16 protein-coding genes and 1 pseudogene are annotated in these 20,087 nt (G+C 60.6%); 12 read left to right on the forward strand and 5 right to left on the reverse strand.

Annotated elements, in window-relative coordinates; translation table 11 throughout:
• Positions 1-82 precede the first annotated feature (82 nt).
• The gene (locus tag LDZ21_RS07310) at positions 83-976 is read right to left on the reverse strand and encodes a LysR family transcriptional regulator (RefSeq protein WP_244792378.1); all 894 of its coding nucleotides are present in this window, start codon (positions 974-976) and stop codon (positions 83-85) included.
• A 100-nt stretch (positions 977-1,076) separates the two neighbouring features.
• Between LDZ21_RS07310 and LDZ21_RS07315 the strand changes: the two genes are divergently transcribed.
• The 6 genes from LDZ21_RS07315 (at position 1,077) to LDZ21_RS07340 (ending at position 6,650) form a co-directional block, all read left to right on the forward strand.
• On the forward strand, positions 1,077-2,381 hold the full coding sequence (locus LDZ21_RS07315) for a CitMHS family transporter (RefSeq protein WP_035969604.1): 1,305 nt from the start codon (positions 1,077-1,079) through the stop codon (positions 2,379-2,381).
• Positions 2,382-2,390: 9 nt separating this feature from the next.
• Positions 2,391-3,749 carry an acyclic terpene utilization AtuA family protein gene (locus LDZ21_RS07320; protein WP_244792380.1) on the forward strand — a complete coding sequence of 453 codons (1,359 nt, stop codon included), beginning with the start codon at positions 2,391-2,393 and terminating at the stop codon, positions 3,747-3,749.
• The gene (locus LDZ21_RS07325; protein ID WP_244792382.1) at positions 3,736-4,053 is read left to right on the forward strand and encodes an AtuA-related protein; all 318 of its coding nucleotides are present in this window, start codon (positions 3,736-3,738) and stop codon (positions 4,051-4,053) included. The genes LDZ21_RS07320 and LDZ21_RS07325 overlap by 14 nt, the downstream gene beginning before the upstream one ends.
• Before the next feature lie 509 nt (positions 4,054-4,562).
• The gene (locus tag LDZ21_RS07330) at positions 4,563-5,552 is read left to right on the forward strand and encodes a LysR substrate-binding domain-containing protein (RefSeq protein WP_244792384.1); all 990 of its coding nucleotides are present in this window, start codon (positions 4,563-4,565) and stop codon (positions 5,550-5,552) included.
• A 96-nt stretch (positions 5,553-5,648) separates the two neighbouring features.
• Positions 5,649-5,858 carry a hypothetical protein gene (locus LDZ21_RS07335; protein ID WP_244792386.1) on the forward strand — a complete coding sequence of 70 codons (210 nt, stop codon included), beginning with the start codon at positions 5,649-5,651 and terminating at the stop codon, positions 5,856-5,858.
• A gap of 132 nt (positions 5,859-5,990) precedes the next feature.
• On the forward strand, positions 5,991-6,650 hold the full coding sequence (locus tag LDZ21_RS07340) for an HD domain-containing protein (RefSeq protein ID WP_244792388.1): 660 nt from the start codon (positions 5,991-5,993) through the stop codon (positions 6,648-6,650).
• A gap of 342 nt (positions 6,651-6,992) precedes the next feature.
• Here LDZ21_RS07340 and LDZ21_RS07345 read toward each other — a convergent pair whose 3' ends face one another.
• Positions 6,993-8,327, reverse strand: a complete 1,335-nt coding sequence (locus LDZ21_RS07345; RefSeq protein ID WP_244792390.1) for an MFS transporter — start codon at positions 8,325-8,327, stop codon at positions 6,993-6,995.
• 493 nt (positions 8,328-8,820) lie between these two features.
• On the opposite strand from LDZ21_RS07345, the pseudogene LDZ21_RS07350 reads away from it, so the two are divergent.
• Positions 8,821-9,281 (forward strand): annotated as a pseudogene (locus LDZ21_RS07350) (LuxR family transcriptional regulator); the annotation flags it as partial.
• Between the two features lie 360 nt (positions 9,282-9,641).
• Positions 9,642-10,409 carry an SDR family oxidoreductase gene (locus tag LDZ21_RS07355; protein ID WP_244792392.1) on the forward strand — a complete coding sequence of 256 codons (768 nt, stop codon included), beginning with the start codon at positions 9,642-9,644 and terminating at the stop codon, positions 10,407-10,409.
• A 745-nt stretch (positions 10,410-11,154) separates the two neighbouring features.
• Here LDZ21_RS07355 and LDZ21_RS07360 read toward each other — a convergent pair.
• The 3 genes from LDZ21_RS07360 to betC all read right to left on the reverse strand — a co-directional run bounded on the left by LDZ21_RS07360 (position 11,155) and on the right by betC (position 15,043).
• Positions 11,155-12,282: a porin gene (locus LDZ21_RS07360; protein WP_244792393.1), complete on the reverse strand. Its 1,128-nt coding sequence runs from the start codon at positions 12,280-12,282 to the stop codon at positions 11,155-11,157.
• Positions 12,283-12,519: 237 nt separating this feature from the next.
• Entirely contained in the window at positions 12,520-13,467 is a 948-nt protein-coding gene (gene choX, locus LDZ21_RS07365) for a choline ABC transporter substrate-binding protein (protein WP_244792395.1), read from the reverse strand.
• Positions 13,468-13,507: 40 nt separating this feature from the next.
• Complete coding sequence (gene betC / locus LDZ21_RS07370) at positions 13,508-15,043, reverse strand: choline-sulfatase (RefSeq protein WP_244792397.1); 1,536 nt, start codon at positions 15,041-15,043, stop codon at positions 13,508-13,510.
• 128 nt (positions 15,044-15,171) lie between these two features.
• Here betC and LDZ21_RS07375 point away from each other — a divergent pair, with 128 nt between their 5' ends.
• The 4 genes from LDZ21_RS07375 to betA all read left to right on the forward strand — a co-directional run bounded on the left by LDZ21_RS07375 (position 15,172) and on the right by betA (position 20,040).
• A complete protein-coding gene (locus LDZ21_RS07375; RefSeq protein WP_244792399.1) occupies positions 15,172-16,071 on the forward strand; it encodes a choline sulfate utilization transcriptional regulator in 900 nt (299 codons plus the stop codon).
• 149 nt (positions 16,072-16,220) lie between these two features.
• On the forward strand, positions 16,221-16,808 hold the full coding sequence (gene betI, locus LDZ21_RS07380) for a transcriptional regulator BetI (RefSeq protein ID WP_244792401.1): 588 nt from the start codon (positions 16,221-16,223) through the stop codon (positions 16,806-16,808).
• A gap of 32 nt (positions 16,809-16,840) precedes the next feature.
• Positions 16,841-18,310, forward strand: a complete 1,470-nt coding sequence (betB, locus tag LDZ21_RS07385) for a betaine-aldehyde dehydrogenase (RefSeq protein WP_244792403.1) — start codon at positions 16,841-16,843, stop codon at positions 18,308-18,310.
• Positions 18,311-18,321: 11 nt separating this feature from the next.
• Positions 18,322-20,040, forward strand: a complete 1,719-nt coding sequence (betA, locus tag LDZ21_RS07390) for a choline dehydrogenase (RefSeq protein ID WP_244792405.1) — start codon at positions 18,322-18,324, stop codon at positions 20,038-20,040.
• The last annotated feature ends 47 nt before the right edge of the window (positions 20,041-20,087 follow it).

The raw sequence follows: 20,087 nt of genomic DNA on the forward strand, positions 1-20,087 counted from the left end.
TTTCCGAACCATCCAGTTGTTACTAGGCTATTCAGGCCTGGCGACTGCTTAAGTCTCAGCCCGGCGCAAAGCCGGAATCGGCTCACCGCGTCCTAACGCTGTGACGCATCAGTTGCACGAACTTGTCGGTGATCGACGGCAACGTTCTGCCTCGTTTCTTCACGATCGCAATCGACCGCACGAACGCTGGATCGTTGATCTCTTTGCTGACGAGCCCAGGTTCGGCGCGCACTTCTCGCGCGGTCTCGGGCAGGATCGTCACGCCCAGGCCCGCGCGCACCATCGCGACGGCGGTCATCATATACGTGGGTTCGCACGCAATAACGAGCGGCCCGCTCCACTGGCTAAGCGCGGCATCGACAACCGCGCGCACGCTTGTCCCCGGTGCGGTCAGCACGAGCGGAACCTGCGCGAGATCGCTCACGCCGATTCGACGCATGCTCGCGAACGGATGCTCGCCCGGACAAACGACGACGAGCCGGTCCACACCGGCATGCAGGACCTCAAGCATCGGGTCGAGCACGTCCCCCCCGGTGAGCCCGATATCAACTTCTTCCTCGCGCACGAGCGCGTTGACGGTGCTTGCTACGACGTCGCGAATCTGGAACGTGACGCGCGGCACATCGTGTTTCGTGCCGATGATTAATTCCGGCAACGCACTCGCCGCAAAAGTCGGCAGGCACGCGATGCGGATGGTGCCGCTCTCGCCTTCGCCCAGTGCGCGGGCGTCACGCAGCACGTTTTCCATGTCGCGCAGAGATTTGCGCAGCAGCGGCAAAAGCTCGCGGCCCGTCGTCGTCAGCGCGACATTGCGGCTGTTGCGATCGAACAGGCGCGCGCCGACCGCTTCTTCCAGCCGGCGTATCTGCACAGTAAGTGCGGGTTGCGACAGATGCAGCCGCTCGGCCGCCCGAGTGAAGCTTCCCGCCTCGGCCACGGCGACGAGTGCGCGAATATCGCGAAGATTGAGATCCATTATGGTTCGTGATAGCTGCGATCAAATCATTTCAATTGTGTGATCGCTGCTTCGAACTTACTCTGGGCCTCATCAAAAAACAAGATTCGGAGACAGACACATGCTGCCGTTACTCGGCCTCGCCACCATCGTCGTCCTGCTCGGGGCGATTCTTTCCAAACGCATGTCGCCGCTCGTGGCGCTGATCATCGTGCCGATCGCGGCGTCGCTGATTGGCGGATTCGGATTGCAGACCAGCAAATTCGTCATCGACGGATTGAAGAACCTCGCGCCTGTCGTTGGCATGTTCGTGTTTGCGATCCTCTATTTCGGCACGATTACGGATGCGGGCACGCTCGACCCGATCATCGACCGCATCCTGCGCGCGGTGGGCACCAAACCGACGCGCATCGTGATGGGCACGACGCTGCTCGCGCTCCTCATCCACCTCGACGGCTCTGGCGCGGTGTGTTTTCTCGTGACGATCCCCGCGATGCTGCCGCTGTACGAACGCCTGAACATGGACAAGCGCGTGCTCGCCGCGGCGGTGTCGATGGCGGCGGGCATCAACTTTCTGCCATGGACGGGGCCGATGATCCGCGCATCGGCGTCGCTGCATCTGCCGATTTCATCGCTCTTCAACCCGCTCATTCCGGTGCAGGCTATTGGCCTCGTGTTCGTGTTCGGCATGGCGTGGTGGCTCGGCCGCCGCGAGGAGAAGCGCCTCGGCTATTCGAGCGCGACCGGTTCGATTCCGATGCCCGAACGTAAGCTCACGCCCGAGGAAGAAGCGCTGCGCCGTCCGAAGAACTTCTGGTTCAACATCGTGCTGACGATCGTCGTGCTCGGCACGATGGTCGTCATGGGCGAGAAGATTCCGCCCGCGATCATGTTCATGGTCGGACTGTGCATCGCGCTGATGGTGAATTACCCGAATGTCGACATGCAGAGAAAGCGCATCGATGCGCACGCGCGCGCCGCGCTGATGATGGCCGGCATTCTGCTCGCGGCCGGCGTGTTCACCGGCATCATGCAGGGCACCGGCATGCTGAAGGCGATGGCGCAGGCAGCCGTCGGCTTCGTGCCGCCCGCGCTTGCCGGGCACATTCCCGTCGCGCTCGGTCTGGTGTCGATGCCTCTGTCGATGCTCTTCGATCCCGATTCGTTCTATTTCGGCGTGCTGCCCGTGGTCGCCGAAGTTGCGTCGCAGCTCGGCGTGGCGCCGGTGCATGTCGGCCAGGCCGCGCTGCTCGGCCAGATGACGACCGGCTTTCCCGTGAGCCCGCTCACGCCCGCGACGTTTCTCGTCGTCGGACTGTGCGGCATCGATCTCGCGGATCATCAGAAGTTCACGTTCCCGCTGCTGTTCGGCGCGTCGATCGTCATGACGATCGCGTGCGTCGTGCTGGGCGTGTTTCCGCTGTAAGGACGAACCATGAAAGACATCATCAGAATCGGCGCGGGCGCGGGCTATTCGGGCGATCGCATCGAGCCTGCGGTCGAACTGGCCGAACATGGCGCGCTCGACTATCTCGTGTTCGAATGCCTTGCCGAACGCACGATCGCTATCGCCCAGCAGGCGCGCCGCAACAATCCCGATCTCGGTTACGACCCGCTGCTCGAAGCGCGCATGCGCGCAGTGCTGCCCGTCGCGGTGAAGAACGGCGTGCGCATCATCTCGAACATGGGCGCGGCCAATCCTCGTGCGGCCGCGCGCAAAACCGCGCAGATCGCCCGCGAACTCGGGCTCGATGGCCTCAAGATCGCCGCGGTCACCGGCGACGACGTGCTCGACGTCGTCCTGCGCGCGAACCTGCGCTTCGAGGAATCGGGCGACGACGTTCGCGCGTATGCACAACGCATCGTATCGGCCAATGCGTATCTCGGCGCCGCGCCTATCGTCGGCGCGCTTGCAGCGGGCGCGGATATCGTGTTGACGGGGCGCGTCGCGGACCCGTCGTTGTTCACGGCGCCGCTCATCCACGAATTCGGCTGGAACATGGACGACTGGAACACGCTCGGGCAGGCGACCGTGGTCGGGCATCTGCTCGAATGCGCGGGACAGGTGACGGGCGGCTACTTCGCCGATCCCGGTTACAAGGATGTCGGCAATCTCGCGCGGCTCGGATTTCCGCTCGGCGAGGTGAGCGCGGACGGTTCGATCATCGTGACGAAGGTGCCACATGCGGGCGGCGCCGTGACCGAGGCGACGTGCAAGGAACAACTGCTCTACGAGATTCACGATCCGGCGCGCTACTACCAGCCGGACGTCGTCGCGGACTTTACGCAAGTGCGCGTGAGGCGGGAGGCGCGAGACCGCGTGCGCGTCTCGGGCGGGCGCGGCAATGCGCGCACGGATACGCTAAAAGTCTCCGTCGCCTATGCCGACGGCTTCATCGGCGAAGGCCAGATTTCCTATGGCGGACCGGGCGCGGTGGCGCGCGCGAGGCTCGCGCTCGATATCGTGCGTGAACGTCTCGCGATTACGGGCGTCGATATCAGCGAACTGCGTTTCGACCTGATCGGCGTGAACGCGCTCTATGGCGATGCGCTAGCGTCCGGCAATGACGATCCTTTCGAAGTCCGCGTGCGCGTCGCTGGACGGACGTCGAACGCAAAGGAGGCGGCGCGCATCGGCAACGAAGTCGAAACGCTCTATACCAACGGTCCGGCGGGCGGCGGTGGCGTGACAAAGAACACGCGTGAGGTCATCGCGGTGCAATCCGTGCTGCTCTCGCGCGAGCATGTGAATCCCGTTTTCGAATTCGTGGAGGCCAACGATGAAACTGCGTGAACTGGCGCATGGCCGCACCGGCGACAAGGGCAACACGCTGAACGTCTCGGTGATCTGTTTCGATCAGAAACACTACGCGCATCTTCGCAAACAACTGACGCCCGAGCGCGTGAAGGCGCATCTCGCCGAGGTCGTCAAAGGCGATGTCGCGCGCTACGAACTGCCGCTTCTGAATGCCTTAAATTTCGTGCTGGGACATGCGCTGGGCGGCGGCGTCACGCGTTCGCTCGCGCTCGACGCACACGGCAAGTCGGTGAGCGCGGCGCTCCTCGATATCGACATCGAGGAGCCTGTCGTGGATTGAGTCGCGTCGGCGGTCGCAAGACGGGATTTCGCAGGCTTTGGTCGGTTCTGTGCGTATGCTTTTGATGCCACTCATTCTTGAGTGATGGCGAGCGCCCGCGCTTTGCATCGCTCGTGCGCCGCGCAATGAGTTATCCGATTCATCGGATGCGATCCGGATTCACCCCGTCAATGGCGAGCGCGCCAAATATCCGACTTACGCATCGGCGATTTTTTTAGCCCGTCATAAGCACGTCCCATACGTAAGCGACTGCTCCGCGCTTGCCGCCGTTCTAATGAACGGATTGAAAGCGGTACAGCCCGTCGATCCAATAGCTTTCCGTACATGCTTTGATTGCGCCACGGTCGCAACCAGAGCACCGCCCATCTTCGTTATCGCCGCGCGCTTGTGGCTGAAGCTTTGCCTTCGCCGCTTTGAATTGGCTATTCCCGATAAGCACACGCAGGGCCATGATGTCATTGAGTGTGCGTGAATCGCACCAACCTGCTGACGCATAAGCCGCTATCGAAATGAGTAATCTTGATCTGAACTTGCTCCGCGTCTTCGATGCGGTCCTCCGCGAGCGGAACGTGCTTCGTGCCAGCGAGGCAATCAATTTAAGCCCTTCCGCAGTCAGTCATGCGCTATCGCGGCTACGAGGGTTCTTCAACGATGATTTGTTCGTACGAACGGTCGCTGGAATGGAACCTACCACCCGGGCGCTCGAGATGGCTCCGCTAGTACGCGATGCCCTCGTTATCATCGACCGTGCAGTGGGACCGAAGCATTTCGACCCGGCCAGCACCGACAGACAGTTCTGCATAGCGGCGACGGACTACCTGACCGCCGTAGTATTGCCGCCGTTCTTCCGTGCAACGTCGATCGCAGCACCGCGGGCGAGTGCTACGGTCTTGCCTGCGAGCAGGATCGATCTGACCACGCAGATCGATATCGGCCGTGTTGAAATTGCACTGGGATCGTTTTCTAACGTGCCGCCTCGAATCCACGAACAGACATTGTTTGAAGAAAGGGACGTGTTGGTTATCGCGTCGGACCACCCTCTCGCGGGACGAAAAATTCGCTTGAAGGATCTCGCTAACTTGCCTTTGCTGGTTGTATCGACCGGAGGGACCGACGATGGCTTCCTGTCCGAGCGAGGGTTGACTCGCAGGACTGAGATGTTCGACCGCGCTGAGGTGGAGGCCGCATATGAATCGATTGGCAAAAGGCCACAGTTCAAAATCGTTCAACCTCATTTTCTCGCTATTCCCTCGCTCTTAGCCGGGACCCCGGCCGCAGCGATAGTTCCTGCGTCGCTTGCAAGGCTTTTTAGTCAGGCGGGGACGGTGTACGCAGCGGAACTGCCATGGAAGACCACCACGCGAGCCTTGCAGATGATTTGGCACGAGCGTCACGCTCATGACCAGGGTCATACACGGCTGCGAACGATGTTGGCAGACGCGGCGCGGCATGTCGCGAACACCGACGCACAGCGCGTCAGGGGCAAGTCACGCCGGTGAACTGCACGTTATGCATTCTGGTTTGGCAAAAAATGCACTTCCTCGACGGAAACTGTCGCTGTAGCCTCTATCCAAGCATCCGACGAAGGCTATCCAATGTTCACCGACGACATTGAACGGACCTATGAACTGACCGACATGGAAAGGGTCATGGTGAGTCGATTCGCCAATCGATTTTGTTCGAACCGCGAAGTTGATTTCGCAGTCGTTAAGGGCATTGTCAGCTCTGTACGCTACTCAAAAACGGGGCAAATGGGGAACCGTCGCGCGCCGAAGTTGCTGCAGGCGATGCTAAGGATCGTCTAATCGACGTCATCACTTCAGCGCCCGAAACGTTTGCCATAGGTGAGAGTCGGTGCTGTCATTGCATTGTTCCTCTTACCCGCCGGACGCATTGCATACGACGTTGAACCGTCCGCTCCCTGATTACCGCACCCGATGAAACAACACAGACTTCTGCCGACGAACGAAAACCTCGGCATCGTGATTCCCGACAGCCAGCTAGCGCGTGAGGCGACTGAACTCATTCGCGATACCGAAAGCGAATTGCTGTTCCACCACTCAACGCGCGTGTACCTTTGGGGCGCTCTACTCGGTAAGCGAAAGAACCTCGCCTTCGACGAAGAGTTGCTTTACGTCGCGGCCATGTTCCACGATGTCGGCCTGACGTCCGTCTATCGCGAAAGCCAGCTTCGCTTCGAGGTCGATGGCGCGAACGCCGCCCGTGATTTTTTACGAAGCCATCACATCGGCGAGGCGGAAGTACAGAAGGTCTGGACGGCTATTGCGCTGCACACGACGCCGGGTATCCCAGAGCACATGCATCCGGAAGTTGCGCTCGTCCAGGCCGGTGCCGGGATGGACGTGGCGGGACGAGGCTTCGAAGGATTCACGGAAGAACAACGAGCGGCGGTGCTTGCATCGTATCCGCGCGGCACCGCTTTCGCGAGCAAGATGATCGATGCCTTCTACGAGGGCATGAAGCATCGCCCGGGCACCACGTTCGGCACCTTCAACGATGACTTCCTTGCGTACAAGGATCCTGGCTTCGTAAGAGCCGACCTGTGCAGCATCATCTTGAACTCGAGCTGGGGCTGAGAACCTCGCGTCCGGCTTATCAGCACGAGATGGTGATTGGGTTGTCGCGATAAGGCGACGTGTGTCGGGCGGCTCCAACCCAGTGTCTGTTTCATCCGTAGCAACGGCCATCACCCAGTCGGCACGCCATGCAGAAAGCCGTTAGGTTCTCGGCTCTGAAACGGTCGACGAGCGAGTGGCGAGCGGGAACTGAGGGACAACGCCCTCAGTTCCCTGCCCTTGTCGCGCGAGATGTAAAGCAAGGCGATGGCACGTCCACTAACCGTTCCGCGTACCAGTGAAGATACGCCGCCCAGCGTTAGCTAAACGTGCGCGACGACTACGCGATGAACAGGCCGTCAGTCAATGAGTTGATTCGGGCTGCGCAAGACCTGTCGTGCCGACCACCGGAGCCTGTTTTATGAAGAGCGTAACAACGGCGCCAACGAGCGCACAGCCTCCAAGCACCAGTAGTCCAGTAGTGAAGTTACCAGTCAGATCCTTCAGATAGCCCATCACGTATGGACCGACAAAGCCCGAGAGATTTCCGACCGAATTTATCGCCGCAATCCCGCCGGCAGCTGACGCGCCGGTAAGAAACGCTGTCGGGATGGGCCAAAGTAGCGGCGGCATCGCCGAGCAGCCGATCTGACCAACACACAGCAGAGCAAGCACCAGAACCGGTGCACTGACCAGGCCGGCCCCGCCCACGCCTAGTCCAGCCAGCAACAATGCAAAGGCAACATGCTCGCGGCGCTTGAGCGTGCGGTCGGAATTCCGGCAGAGAAGCACCATGCCGATTGCGCCAAAGACGAACGGTACGGCAGCCAGCACTCCCGTTTCGAAGTTGCTGGCGCCGAAGCCCTTGACGATCGTCGGCAGAAAGAACGCCACGCCGTAGTTGGCCGCGTTCAGGCAGAAGTAGACAAACGAACAAATGAGCATCCGCGGATCACTGACGAACTCCTTGATCCCGATATGTCCGTGTCCGGCGGAAAGCTTGCTTTGCTGCTCCTGCTCGATAGATTTTTCGAGCCAGTTAATCTCATCCTTCTGGAGCCATGCGGCTTGAGATGGGCGGTCCGTCAAATAGAACACCACGACCAGCGCCAGCACCACCGAGGGCAGCGCCTCTAGAATGAACAGCCACTGCCATCCATGCAAGCCCGCGGCAGAAATGTTCAGCAAGGCGCCTGAGATGGGCGCTCCGACCACCGACGAAAACGGAATCGCCAGCATGAAAAACGCCACGACTCGCGCTCGATACACCGCTGGGAACCACAGCGTCAGATAGAAGATGACGCCCGGATAGAAGCCCGCTTCGCAGACCCCGAGGAGGAAACGAAGCGTATAGAAGGTCGTTTGATTCGAGACGCCGATGGTGTCTGAGATCGGCTGGATGAACGCGAATAGCAATGAGATAACGCCCCACGACAGCATGATTCGGGCGATCCACAGCCGGGCGCCGAATCTGTGCAGCGCGAGGTTCGACGGGACTTCGAGGAAGAAATACGCGATGAAGAACAGCCCTGCGCCAAATGCGTAGACAGTGTCGCTCAAACCTAGCGCAGCATTCATCTGAAGCTTCGCGAACCCGACATTGACGCGGTCCAGATACGCGACGAAGTAGCAAAGCATGAGAAACGGCACTAGCCGCACCATGACCTTCTTGATCGTTCGGGCTTCAATATCATTCACAGCTATCTGTCTCCCAATCCATGCAGCGCGCTAATGAGCAAGAACCTGCTCTCCGAGTCTCTCCAACCGCTTCCGCGTCTTTCTGTAGACGTATTCAGCGCCGCCGTGATGTTTGATGTGTGATCACAATGTGAAGTTAGAGCAGCGTCATGACGCCGTCAACTCATAGCGACCCTAGGAAACCCTGCATTTATAAAGAAATTGCTTTTGGTAATGGCCGTGCTCGCATGTCGGTTGCCGAATCGATGCAGGCGGGCGGCGCTTCTCCGCCGGGCGCCCGAACGCGGAGAAGTTAGCGGAGCACGGCTGCAATCCACACCATCGCATCTGTACAGCGAAGCCGCACAATAAGATCGGGGACGAGTCGCCGGCGCGGTCCGGCCCGGCCCGGCAGCCACACGGGTCTGCGCATCGGCGTGGCAGCCGAAGGGGGCCTCTTACGAGCTTCTGTTACAGAGTCGCTTAGGTTTTTTTGGGCACGCTTCGCGCAATCATGCGCTCATGGCGGCTTGATCGCCCCAACCTTTCAGGTCATCTGGATCTGTCACGGGCAACGAGTCTGGTTTCGGCCATCGGGTCTACTGATGCGAGCGCCTTCGCGGCGGAAGTTTTAAAACTCCTGTGAGATGCCGCGGGCATATCGCAGTGCACCGTCTTCGCCTACGAGTCAACAATCGCCCACGGACGGTCTCGGTCGCAGACCACCGCGGTGGTCGTTTCCTGAGCAACGTCGCGGATACCTACGCAAAGACTTTCTATGCGCTGGACGGAAATCAGACGATCATTTCATCTGCCCGTCCTCCGAAGCCGGATTCGGCCGTCTTGCTGCACCAGCAGGCCATCGAAGACATCGCGCATGAAGGGTATCGGGCCGCCTGCTAACACCAGCCAGATGTTTCAGGCCGACGGTCCCTTCTGCTCCAGCCGTCGCAGGATATCTGGCTTTCCGTCAATTCCCTTTTTCTCGCGCGGTGCGCCATGCTCGCGATCGACAAGATCGACGATCCGGCCGTCGCACTGAATTTGATCGACGACGCAAGCGAAAGAATGACTGAATCAGCGCCGCAGTAGGTTTCAATTCACACGCCCGCCTCGTCATGCTTTTATGGATTCGACTATCTGCCGCAATCTGACGATGTCCTCGATCATCGAACGAGCATCGCGTTGTCATTCGAAACGTTCCACGTTGAGCCGACTGACTCGTCGAACCATATCCAGTGCACTGCTTTCTACGATCTATCGCCGGAGGCTGGGTAGCGCCGCTTGGCCGGAAAGGTCAAAATCTGCGCTATCGACACCCGAAAGGAAGAGCACATGACATCGTTATTCGATCTGAGCGGCCGCACTGCGCTCATCACCGGCTCCACAAGAGGCATCGGCTTCGCGCTCGCGCAGGGGCTCGCGGTCGCGGGCGCTGGGGTGATCGTGAACGGAACGCGCGCCGATACCGTTGCCGAAGCGGTAGACCGACTCGAAGGCGCAGGCTTCAAGGCAAAAGGTCGCGCGTTCGACGTCACGGATGAAACAGCAGTTGCCAACGCATTCGCGCAATGGGACCGTGACGGCGTCCAGATCGACATCGTCATCAATAACGCGGGCATCCAGTTTCGCAAGCCGCTCGTCGAACTCGAACTCGCCGACTGGCAGCGTGTGATCGACACTAATTTGACGAGTGCGTTCATCGTCGCGAAAGAAGCGGCGCGTCGCATGATCGCGCGCGGCACAGGAGGCAAGATCGTCAACATCGGCTCGCTAACCAGCGAAAGCGCACGCGCGACGATCGGCGCATACACAGCGGCAAAGGGTGGCATCAAGATGTTGACCCGCGCGATGAGTGCCGAGTGGGCGTCGTCGAACATTCAGGCGAACGCCATCGGCCCGGGCTACATCCTCACTGACATGAACCAGGCGCTGGTCGACAACGCCGCCTTCGATGCGTGGGTCCGCAGCAGCAATCCCTCACAGCGCTGGGGTAAGCCGGAAGAGCTCGTCGGCACGACGGTGTATCTGTCGTCGCAGGCATCGAGCTATGTGAACGGCCAGATTATCTATGTAGACGGCGGCTGGCTCGCCGTGCTCTGAACCGAACTTCTCGCGGGCATATAAACGCACTCGCTGAAAGCTGTTCTCCGTACAAGCTAAAGGCAGGCGTTGCGGAGCATTGCGCCTCGCAGCGCCTCGGTGGCGAATTCGTTAGCGAAGCCGCTTGCGTGAAAGGCGGCCATTGCTTCCAATTTCGGTCCCAGACAACGGAAAGCCGGAAAGGACATGAGTGTGAGCTTGTGACCATGACACCGTGCTTGGCGGCGACGAGGATGCGGGTGAGTCCAGGTCGCAGTTGGGCGCGCGAATGTTCGGTCTGCAAAGGTTCGACGAACTTTCGACAGCTCATGTAATCGTTTGCTCTTGCTTGAAATCGCTGGCTTTCAAGAGATAATAAAACTGCGCACTGTCAGTGCGTTCTCTCGTTCGGCCCGCCGGAAAGGCGGGCATTTTTTATCGCCAGGTTCTGCGAGCCTTGAAGACTTTGGATGTCCTGCCGCTGGCAAGTGACGTGCACCGGAAGGTGCATCGATCCCAAGACCGAATGGGAATTGCATCGGAAGACACTCTTTGCGATAACTGCTCTACCTGCTCGCTTCTTGCATTAGCGAACGAAGTACGCCCATTCCAGGATTTCGTACCCGCGTCTCTGCGCCCCCGATGCTTGACCTGCTGTGCCATCCTTCCGTCGATGCTCTTTCGTCCCTTACCGCGCCGTGCCGGAGTCGCCTATGCAGCCGGTTCCGCAAAAGGCGAAACCGGCTTAAGCAAAAGAGCGACGGCGTTAGAAAGATTGCCGCATGCCGATACGAATATCGGCCTGCGTGTTCGAGGTGGACGGCGTAAAGCTATAGCCGATGACTGCATCGACCGGACCCGAGGCGCGCAGATAGTCGCCGGAAATGTAGATGTCGGTCCGCTTGGACAACAGATAATGCAGACCGAGCGATCCCTGATTCCAGTGATTGCCTTCGAAGCGCGTGTGCTGATAGCCGCCGTATAGCGCGATATCGGGCCTGAAGTTGTAGGACGCGCCGGCCTCGTACACCTTCATGTACGAGGTGACGCCCAGCCCCTTGATGTTCGTCCAGGTGAAGTTACCCGACACCATCAGGTTGCCGATCGTCCACGCGCCGCCAACGGCCAGCGCGCCTTGCCTGTCGACGGGAAACGCGTTGGTGCTGTATAGGTCGGTGCGCGCACCCGTGGCCGGATCGATGCTGACCGTGGGCTGCCCGAGGAAAGTGCGCGCGCCGATCATCGCGTAGGGATCGAACGCGTAGATTCCGTTCGGATTGTTGAGTTGCGTATAGGCGATTCCCAGGTTGAAGGTGTTCGCGGCATAGTGTCCGCCCACGCTCCATGCGCTGTTCTGGTGGAAGTTGCCCGATACGTTGCCGAACGAATACATGCCGCCGAACGTGAAGCCGCCATAGTCGTTCGACAGGAACTTCACTGAATTCGGCAGCCGGTCCCCGTTCATGCGGTCGAAGTCGCCCTGGTGGATGGCATATCCGCTCGCCCACGCCGAAATGTTGTAAAGATAAACGAACTCTTCGGTCATATCGAGCTGATTACCGAACGACAACTGGCCCCACTGATTGCTTTTCAGGCCCACGTACGCCTGACGCCCGAACTCCGCACCGCCGAACGCATAGCGTCCCGTGCCGACACGGAAGCCCGATTCGAGCACGAATACCGCTTGCAGCCCGCCGCCCAGATCTTCAGCCCCGCGAAAGCCGATACGATTGCCGTAGGAAATGCCGTCATCGAACTTGAACAGGTGCGAGCCGCCGCTGTTACTCACATAGGTAACGCCCGCATCCAGAATGCCGTAGAGCGTCACACTGCTTTGTGCTTGCGCAACACCCGGTGCAACGGCTGCGCTCGCGGCGAGCGCAAAAGCTGTCATGAAAGACGAACGTCGTGCGGCGTATGGTTTTTCTTGCATCAGCGTGTCCTCTTGTTGTGGGGCGACACGTAAAAATAAGGTGCCATATAGCCGGTGGCTCGACTGATTGCGACATAAATCTGCCCGGGAGCGACCGTCGAATTGCAGCTCGACGTTCAGCAAGCGCGCGCCACGATCATTACCATAGGAATGCGAACTATCCGCTGCAGTGGCAAGACTCAGACTTGCCACTATCGCCTATTTCACGCCCAAGGCGCTTTGAACGGCTTCCAGCCCGTTGCCGCCGCTCACGGTCATTACGTTGTCGAGCCACGCCTTCAACAGCTCGGGGTGACGTTTGAGCGCGTCGGCGGCGGCCGTTTCGAGTCTTGCCTTCTTATCCAGCACGTCGGCAATGACGCCGTTCTCCAGATCCACGCTGAACGCCATCTGCCTGAAAAGGCGTCCGACGTTCGGGCATTGCTGCTCATACCCGCTGCGCGATACGGTGTTCACCGTGGCGCCGCCGAAGTTCGGGCCAAGATATTGATCTCCGCCATCGAGATAAACAGGCTTGAATTTCGTATTCATCAGATGCGGCTCCCACGCGAGAAAAACGATGAACTTCTTGTCGCGTATCGCGCGCTCCACTTGCGTCAGCATGCCCGTTTCACTGGACTCGACGACCTTCCAGTCGCCGAGACCGAAGGCCTTGTCGCCCACCATCTTCTTGAGGTTCTGATTCGCTGGCGCGCCCGGCTCGATGCCGTAAATGCGCTTGTCGAACTTGTCCGCATTCTTCTGCAAGTCCGCGAACCAATGCACGCCCGCTGCGGCGACGTACTCCGGCACAGCAAGCGTGAACTTGGCATTCGACAGATTCGGCCGCACCACGTCGATGGATCTCTCGTCGACGAACGGCTTGATCAGCGGAGCCTGCGCAGGCATCCAGTTGCCGAGGAACACGTCGATCTGCCCTTTCTTCAAGCCCTGATACGTGATCGGCACCGAAAGGTTCGCGACGTCCTGCTTGTAACCGAGTGCCTTCAGCACGATGCCGCTCATCGCATTGGTCGCGTCGATGTCGGTCCAGCCCGGATCGGCCATGCGCACTTGCGTGCAAGACGGCGGATCGGCGGCGAGCACGTGCGACGCCGCGCAGCCGAGCACGGCGGTGAAAAGCGCATGTATGAGGGCATTTTTCATCTGCGTTCCTGTTGTAAGTGCGGGTTGATCGTCTGCAGCTTCAATGTTCCACAGCGGGAAAGCGGGCCATTGCCTCGAGATCGTCGAGGTCGATATGGTTGCGCATATAGCGTTGACTCGCATCGACGCGGGGCTGCCAGTCCCATGACTGGATCGTGCCCAGTGTCGTCGATGCAAAGTGGAAGTGACGGCGGCGCTGGCTCATCAGCACGTCGCGATGCAGCGCATCCAGATCCCAGCGACGCGCAATTTCTTCGCGAAACACGGCCACCGTCGCTCGATGCCGCTCATCGTTAGCGAGATTCGTCCGTTCGAAGGGATCCGCTTCCAGGTCGTATAACTGGTCCGGATCGGCGGGCGAGTGAATGAATTTGTACGCCCCTCGCCGAATCATGACGATGGGCGCAATCGCGCCTTCCGCAAGATATTCGCCGATGGCTTCGTCGTGTCCGCCCGTTCCTGCAAGATGCGGCACGAGGCTTTGCCCGTCGATCGCATCGGGCCAGCTTTCCGGCAATTCTCCACGCGCAATCTCGACCAGCGTCGGCAACACATCGAGATGGGAGACCGATTCTTTCACGCGATGCGGCTCGAACCGCCCCGGCCGATGCACGATCAAAGGCACGCGGCAGCCGCCTTCGAAGAACGTCATCTTGTACCAGAGGTTGCGCTCGCCGAGCATCTCGCCGTGGTCCGACGTGACGATGATCGTCGTCTCGTTTGAGAGTCCGGCCTGTTCGAGTGCTTCCAGGATGGCTCCGAACTGATCGTCCACATACGATACCGCCCCGTAGTACGCGCGCCGCGCGTTGCGAATCTGCCTGTCCGTTGGCGGCGTGCGATCGGCTTCGTAGACATGGCGCAGACGCTTCGAGTGCGGATCGCTCGCCTCGAACGAGTCGCGGTAAGAAGGCATGTCCACGTCTTCGTCGGGGTACATGTCCCAGTATTTGCGCGGTATCGCATAGGGATCGTGCGGATGCGTCAGCGACGCGACCATCATGAACGGCCGCGTGTCCTTGCCCGCGTGCCGCTCGCGCGCGATGTCGAAGAGCTTCTGACGGACGGTGAAGGTCACCTCGTCATCGAAATCGAGCTGATTGGTGCGCACGCACGGGCCTGCATCGATGACGGAGCTCATGTTGTGATACCACGACGGGCGCGCTTCGAAGTTCTGCCAGTCGGGCGTCCAGCCGAAATCCGCAGGATAGATGTCGGTTGTGAGCCGCTCTTCGAAGCCGTGCAACTGGTCGGCGCCGCAGAAATGCATCTTGCCCGACAAAACCGTGCGATAGCCTTCGGCGCGCAGATAGTGCGCGATGGTCAGCGTCTCAGAAGGAAATTCGGCAGCGTTGTCGTAAGCGCCGATATTCGAGGGCAGCTTCCCCGCAAGCAAAGAGAAGCGCGACGGCGCGCACAGAGGACTCGCGCAATACGCCGATTCGAAGACGACGCCCTCACGCGCGAGTGCATCGATATGCGGCGTCTTCGTCACGCGATTGCCGTACGCGGCGAGCGCAAGCGGCGTGAGTTGATCGGCCATCAGAACAAGGATATTTTGTTTCGTCTCAAGCATGGAGCAAGCCTCGAATAGAATCCACTGCAGCGAACCGCGCGGACCGGGACGTCCGCGCAACGCCACTATTGCCGTTCGATTTGCGTCTGTGAAGACGGCATTTCGTTATGCGCCTATAAGGAGCGGTTATGCCACGACAAGACCGCCTGCCGCCCATGCAGGCGCTGCTGATATTCGAATCCGCCGCCAGGCTCGCGAGCTTCACGGCCGCAGCGCGCGAACTCGGCTCGACGCAACCGGCCGTGAGCCAGCGCGTCGTGCAACTGGAGGAAGCGCTCGGCACTCCGCTCTTCGAACGCGGACATCGCGGAGTCTCGCTGACGGAAGACGGAGCGCGTCTATTCCAGGCAGTGCGCCAGAGTTTCGATCTCATCCGCCAGGCTGCGTCCGATATCCGCTCGCGCCATACGCAGCGCACGCTGACGCTGTCGACGGACTTCGGCTTCGCCGCCTACTGGCTGATGCCGCGCCTGCCCCAGTTCAAGGCGCTCATGCCCGACGTCGACGTAACAATCATCACGTCCCAGCAGTTCCCGAGCGCATCCGGCGAGCTCGCGGATGTGTTCATCGTTTTCGGCGACATGCACGGTGACTGGGGATCGCGCCGGGCCGTCAAGCTGTTCCCCGAACGAGTGACGCCCGTGTGCAGCCCGACGTTCGCCGCGACGCACGACACGTCGGACCTTTCGAAGCTGCCACTTCTGCACGTCGAGCGCACGCAGCCCGAGCGATGGCTCTCATGGAGCGCCTGGTTCGAAGCCCACGGACACCCCGCCCCGCCGACGCAAGGCGGATTCACCTTTAACAGTTATGCCCTCGTGACGCATGCCGCGGTCATGGGACAAGGCGTCGCGCTCGGCTGGTCGCCGCTCATCGACGAGCTCGTCGCGACCGGCCAGCTGGTCGCGCTCCGCGATACCCCGCTCGTCACCGAGCGTGGGTACGTGCTGCTCACGCTGCGCGAACCGTCGGCCGCTGTGCGCGCGTTTCAGCACTGGCTGCTCGACGAGTGCGACACGATCATCTAACGTTGTTTGCCTGATTTCAAGCCACGGAGACGTGCCGTGTTTTTATTGATTGACCGTTCAATATAAAAAAAGTAGCATGGTTTTCACGCTCGAACCATCAGGCAGCCGGATGTCTCCGGCGGCTGTGTCATTTATCGAAGTTGAAGGTCATGCCAAAACTTGGAATGCGGGAAGTGCGCCGCGCGCAGCTCATCGATGCCACCTTGCTGACCATCGACGAGTTCGGATTGACGGGAGCGACGCTCGCGTCGGTCGCGCAGCGCGCCGAAATATCGACCGGCATCGTGAGCCATTACTTCGGCGACAAGGACGGTCTGCTCGAAGCCACCATGCGGCATGTGCTGCGTTCGCTGTGGCAAGGCACGTCGCGCCGGCGAAGAGCCGCGAAGGCCGATCCGCGCTCGAAGTTGCGCGCGGTCGTCGCCGCGAACTTCGACGTCGAGCAGGTCAACGGGCCGGTCATGAAAACGTGGCTCGCGTTCTGGTCGGAAAGCATGCACAAGGACCGGTTGCGGCGCTTGCAGTACGTGAACACGCGGCGTCTCTACTCGAATCTATGCGCGGAATTTTCGCGCGTGCTGAGCCGCGGCGCTGCCCGCCGCGCTGCGACCGGACTCGCGGCCCTGATCGACGGCCTCTGGTTGCGCGGCGCGCTCGCGGGAGAACCTTTCGACACGAAGACCGCCCTGCGCGTCTCGTATGACTACATCGACATGGTGATCAAGCCACGCGACTGATTTCATAGCTACGCACTCAGGAGACGTACGCGATGTCCGCATTCGAAGAGCAACGGCTTTACATCGGCGGCGAATATGTCGATGCGACCAGCGGCGAAACCTTCGACACCCTCAACCCCGCTTCGGGCGAAACGCTCGCACGCGTGCAGCAGGCGTCGCAGGAAGATGTCGATCGCGCGGTTCGTTCCGCGCGGACGGGACAGCGCGAATGGGCCGCGATGACGGCGATGCAGCGTTCGCGCATACTGCGCCGCGCGGTGGACCTGCTGCGCGCGCGTAACGACGAGCTTGCCGCGCTGGAAACGCTCGATACGGGCAAGCCCATCTCGGAGACGCGCGCCGTCGACATCGTCACGGGCGCGGACGTGATCGAGTATTACGCAGGCCTCGCGACCGCCATCGAAGGCGAGCAGATACCGCTGCGCGAATCGTCGTTCGTCTACACCCGGCGAGAGCCGATCGGCGTGTGCGCGGGCATCGGGGCGTGGAACTATCCCATCCAGATCGCATGCTGGAAGTCCGCGCCGGCGCTTGCGGCTGGCAACGCAATGATCTTCAAGCCAAGCGAAGTCACGCCTTTGAGCGCGCTCAAGCTCGCCGAGATCTACATCGAGGCAGGCGTACCGGCCGGCGTGTTCAACGTCGTGCAGGGCGACGCCCGCGTCGGCGCGATGCTCGCGGAACATCCCGGCATCGACAAGATATCGTTCACGGGCGGCGTCGAGACGGGCAAGAAGGTGATGGCGCGCGCGGGTGGATCGACGCTCAAGGAAGTGACCATGGAACTCGGAGGCAAGTCGCCGCTGATCGTGTTCGACGATGCAAACCTCGAGCGCGCCGCCGATATCGCAACGAGCGCGAACTTCTTCAGCTCGGGCCAGGTGTGCACGAACGGCACGCGTGTGTTCGTTCAACGCAATGTCGTCGAGAGATTCGAAGCTCTGATCCGGGAGCGCATGAAGCGCATTCGTATCGGCGCACCGGACGATCCGAATACGAACTTCGGTCCGCTGGCCAGTGCGATGCAGTTACAGAAGGTGCTGACCTACATCGAGAGCGGCAAGCGCGAAGGCGCACGGCTCGTCGCGGGCGGCGAACGGCTTATGGATGGTGCATTCGCGCGAGGCCATTATGTCGAGCCGACCGTGTTCGCGGATTGCCGCGACGAGATGCGCATCGTGAAGGAGGAAATCTTCGGCCCGGTCATGTGCATCCTCGCTTTCGACGACGAAGACGAAGCGATCGCGCGCGCCAACGATAGTGTGTACGGCCTCGCGGCGGGGGTCGTGACGGAGAGCCTGTCGCGTGCGCATCGCGTGATTCATCGGCTCGACGCCGGCATCTGCTGGATCAATACATGGGGCGAGTCACCGGCCGAAATGCCTGTGGGCGGATACAAGCAGTCGGGCATCGGCCGCGAGAACGGCATCGTGGCGCTCAACGCTTACACCCGCATCAAATCGGTCCAGGTCGAACTGGGACCGTATCAACCCGTGTTTTGAGGGCTTTTTCGATGAGCGCGAAGGAATACGACTACATCATCGTCGGAGCGGGATCGGCGGGCAACGTGCTCGCGTCGCGTCTTACCGAGGAGGAGGACGTCACCGTGCTGCTGCTCGAAGCGGGCGGGCCCGATTACCGGTTTGACTTCCGAACGCAGATGCCGGCGGCGCTCGCGTATCCGCTGCAGGGACGCCGCTATAACTGGGCCTATGAAACCGAGCCCGAGCCGCACATGAACAATCGCCGCATGGAGTGCGGACGCGGCAAGGGGCTGGGTGGATCGTCGCTGATCAACGGCATGTGCTACATACGCGGCAATGCGCTCGACTACGACAACTGGGCCTCGATGCCCGGCCTCGAAAACTGGAGCTATCTCGATTGCCTGCCGTATTTCCGCAAGGCGGAGACACGCGACATCGGCCCGAACGAATATCACGGCGGCGATGGCCCCGTGCATGTGACGACGAGCAAACCCGGCAATAACCCCCTTTTCGCTGCGATGGTCGAGGCCGGAGTGCAGGCAGGCTACCCGCGCACGGACGATCTCAACGGCTATCAGCAAGAAGGCTTCGGCCCGATGGATCGCACCGTCACCGCGAACGGACGACGCGCGAGCACGGCGCGCGGTTATCTCGACCGCGCGAAGCATCGTTCGAATCTGACGATCGTCACGCACGCAACCACCGACCGCGTGCTGTTCTCGGGCAAGCGTGCGATCGGCGTTGCGTACTTGCATGGCGGCCAGCGTGCGACCGCCCATGTGCGGCGCGAAGTGCTCGTTTGCGGCGGGGCGATCGCTTCGCCTCAGTTGTTGCAACGTTCGGGGGTCGGCCGGGCTGAATGGCTGAAGGAACTGGATATACCGGTCGTGCACGATCTGCCGGGCGTCGGCGAGAACTTGCAGGACCACCTCGAAATGTATATGCAGTACGCGTGCAAAGAACCGGTCTCGCTGTACCCTGCCCTGCAGTGGTGGAACCAGCCGGCGATCGGACTCGAATGGCTGGTGAACGGAACCGGCATCGGCGCGACCAATCATTTCGAGGCGGGCGGTTTCATCCGCACGCGCGATGACGATCCGTGGCCCAATATTCAGTACCATTTCCTTCCGGTCGCAATAAACTACAACGGCTCGAATCCGATCAAGATGCATGGGTTTCAGGCTCATGTCGGATCGATGCGATCGCCGAGCCGCGGGCGCGTGAAGCTCAAGTCGCGCGACCCGAATGCGCATCCGAGCATTCTCTTTAACTACATGGCCGATCCGCTCGACTGGCGAGAGTTTCGCGACGCGATCCGCATCACCAGGGAAATCATGCGGCAGCCCGCACTGTCGCGCTATCGCGGAGAAGAGCTCCATCCCGGCGACGACGCCGCGAGCGATGCCGAACTCGATGCATTCGTGCGCGCCAAGGCCGAAACTGCTTATCACCCGTCGTGCTCCTGCAAGATGGGCTATGACGACATGGCTGTCGTCGATGGCGAAGGCCGCGTTCACGGGATGCAAGGCCTGCGCGTCGTCGATGCCTCGATCATGCCGCAGATCACGACGGGCAACCTCAACGCGCCTACGATCATGCTGGCCGAGAAGATCGCGGATCGCATGCGCGGAATCAAGGCGCTCGAGAAACGTGAAACGCCCTACTACATTGCGGGCAGACGCGACGAGCCCGTTCGAACGGACGGTGCTTTCCACAACGCTAGGGAACTCTATCCGAAGGTAACGTAGCCGCAGCTTCCACGCACACCGTCACGACGCTCGATAATTCAACGATT

It is taken from the genome of Caballeronia grimmiae (assembly GCF_022879615.1).
Classification (GTDB): domain Bacteria; phylum Pseudomonadota; class Gammaproteobacteria; order Burkholderiales; family Burkholderiaceae; genus Caballeronia; species Caballeronia grimmiae.

Bases quoted from the DNA above. Each gene is read 5' to 3' on its own strand.
- LDZ21_RS07310 (WP_244792378.1), bottom strand. From the start codon at position 976: ATGGATCTCAATCTTCGCGATATTCGCGCACTCGTCGCCGTGGCCGAG.
- LDZ21_RS07315 (WP_035969604.1), top strand. From the start codon at position 1,077: ATGCTGCCGTTACTCGGCCTCGCCACCATCGTCGTCCTGCTCGGGGCG.
- LDZ21_RS07320 (WP_244792380.1), top strand. From the start codon at position 2,391: ATGAAAGACATCATCAGAATCGGCGCGGGCGCGGGCTATTCGGGCGAT.
- LDZ21_RS07325 (WP_244792382.1), top strand. From the start codon at position 3,736: ATGAAACTGCGTGAACTGGCGCATGGCCGCACCGGCGACAAGGGCAAC.
- LDZ21_RS07330 (WP_244792384.1), top strand. From the start codon at position 4,563: ATGAGTAATCTTGATCTGAACTTGCTCCGCGTCTTCGATGCGGTCCTC.
- LDZ21_RS07335 (WP_244792386.1), top strand. From the start codon at position 5,649: ATGTTCACCGACGACATTGAACGGACCTATGAACTGACCGACATGGAA.
- LDZ21_RS07340 (WP_244792388.1), top strand. From the start codon at position 5,991: ATGAAACAACACAGACTTCTGCCGACGAACGAAAACCTCGGCATCGTG.
- LDZ21_RS07355 (WP_244792392.1), top strand. From the start codon at position 9,642: ATGACATCGTTATTCGATCTGAGCGGCCGCACTGCGCTCATCACCGGC.
- LDZ21_RS07360 (WP_244792393.1), bottom strand. From the start codon at position 12,282: ATGACAGCTTTTGCGCTCGCCGCGAGCGCAGCCGTTGCACCGGGTGTT.
- choX (WP_244792395.1), bottom strand. From the start codon at position 13,467: ATGAAAAATGCCCTCATACATGCGCTTTTCACCGCCGTGCTCGGCTGC.
- betC (WP_244792397.1), bottom strand. From the start codon at position 15,043: ATGCTTGAGACGAAACAAAATATCCTTGTTCTGATGGCCGATCAACTC.
- LDZ21_RS07375 (WP_244792399.1), top strand. From the start codon at position 15,172: ATGCCACGACAAGACCGCCTGCCGCCCATGCAGGCGCTGCTGATATTC.
- betI (WP_244792401.1), top strand. From the start codon at position 16,221: ATGCCAAAACTTGGAATGCGGGAAGTGCGCCGCGCGCAGCTCATCGAT.
- betB (WP_244792403.1), top strand. From the start codon at position 16,841: ATGTCCGCATTCGAAGAGCAACGGCTTTACATCGGCGGCGAATATGTC.
- betA (WP_244792405.1), top strand. From the start codon at position 18,322: ATGAGCGCGAAGGAATACGACTACATCATCGTCGGAGCGGGATCGGCG.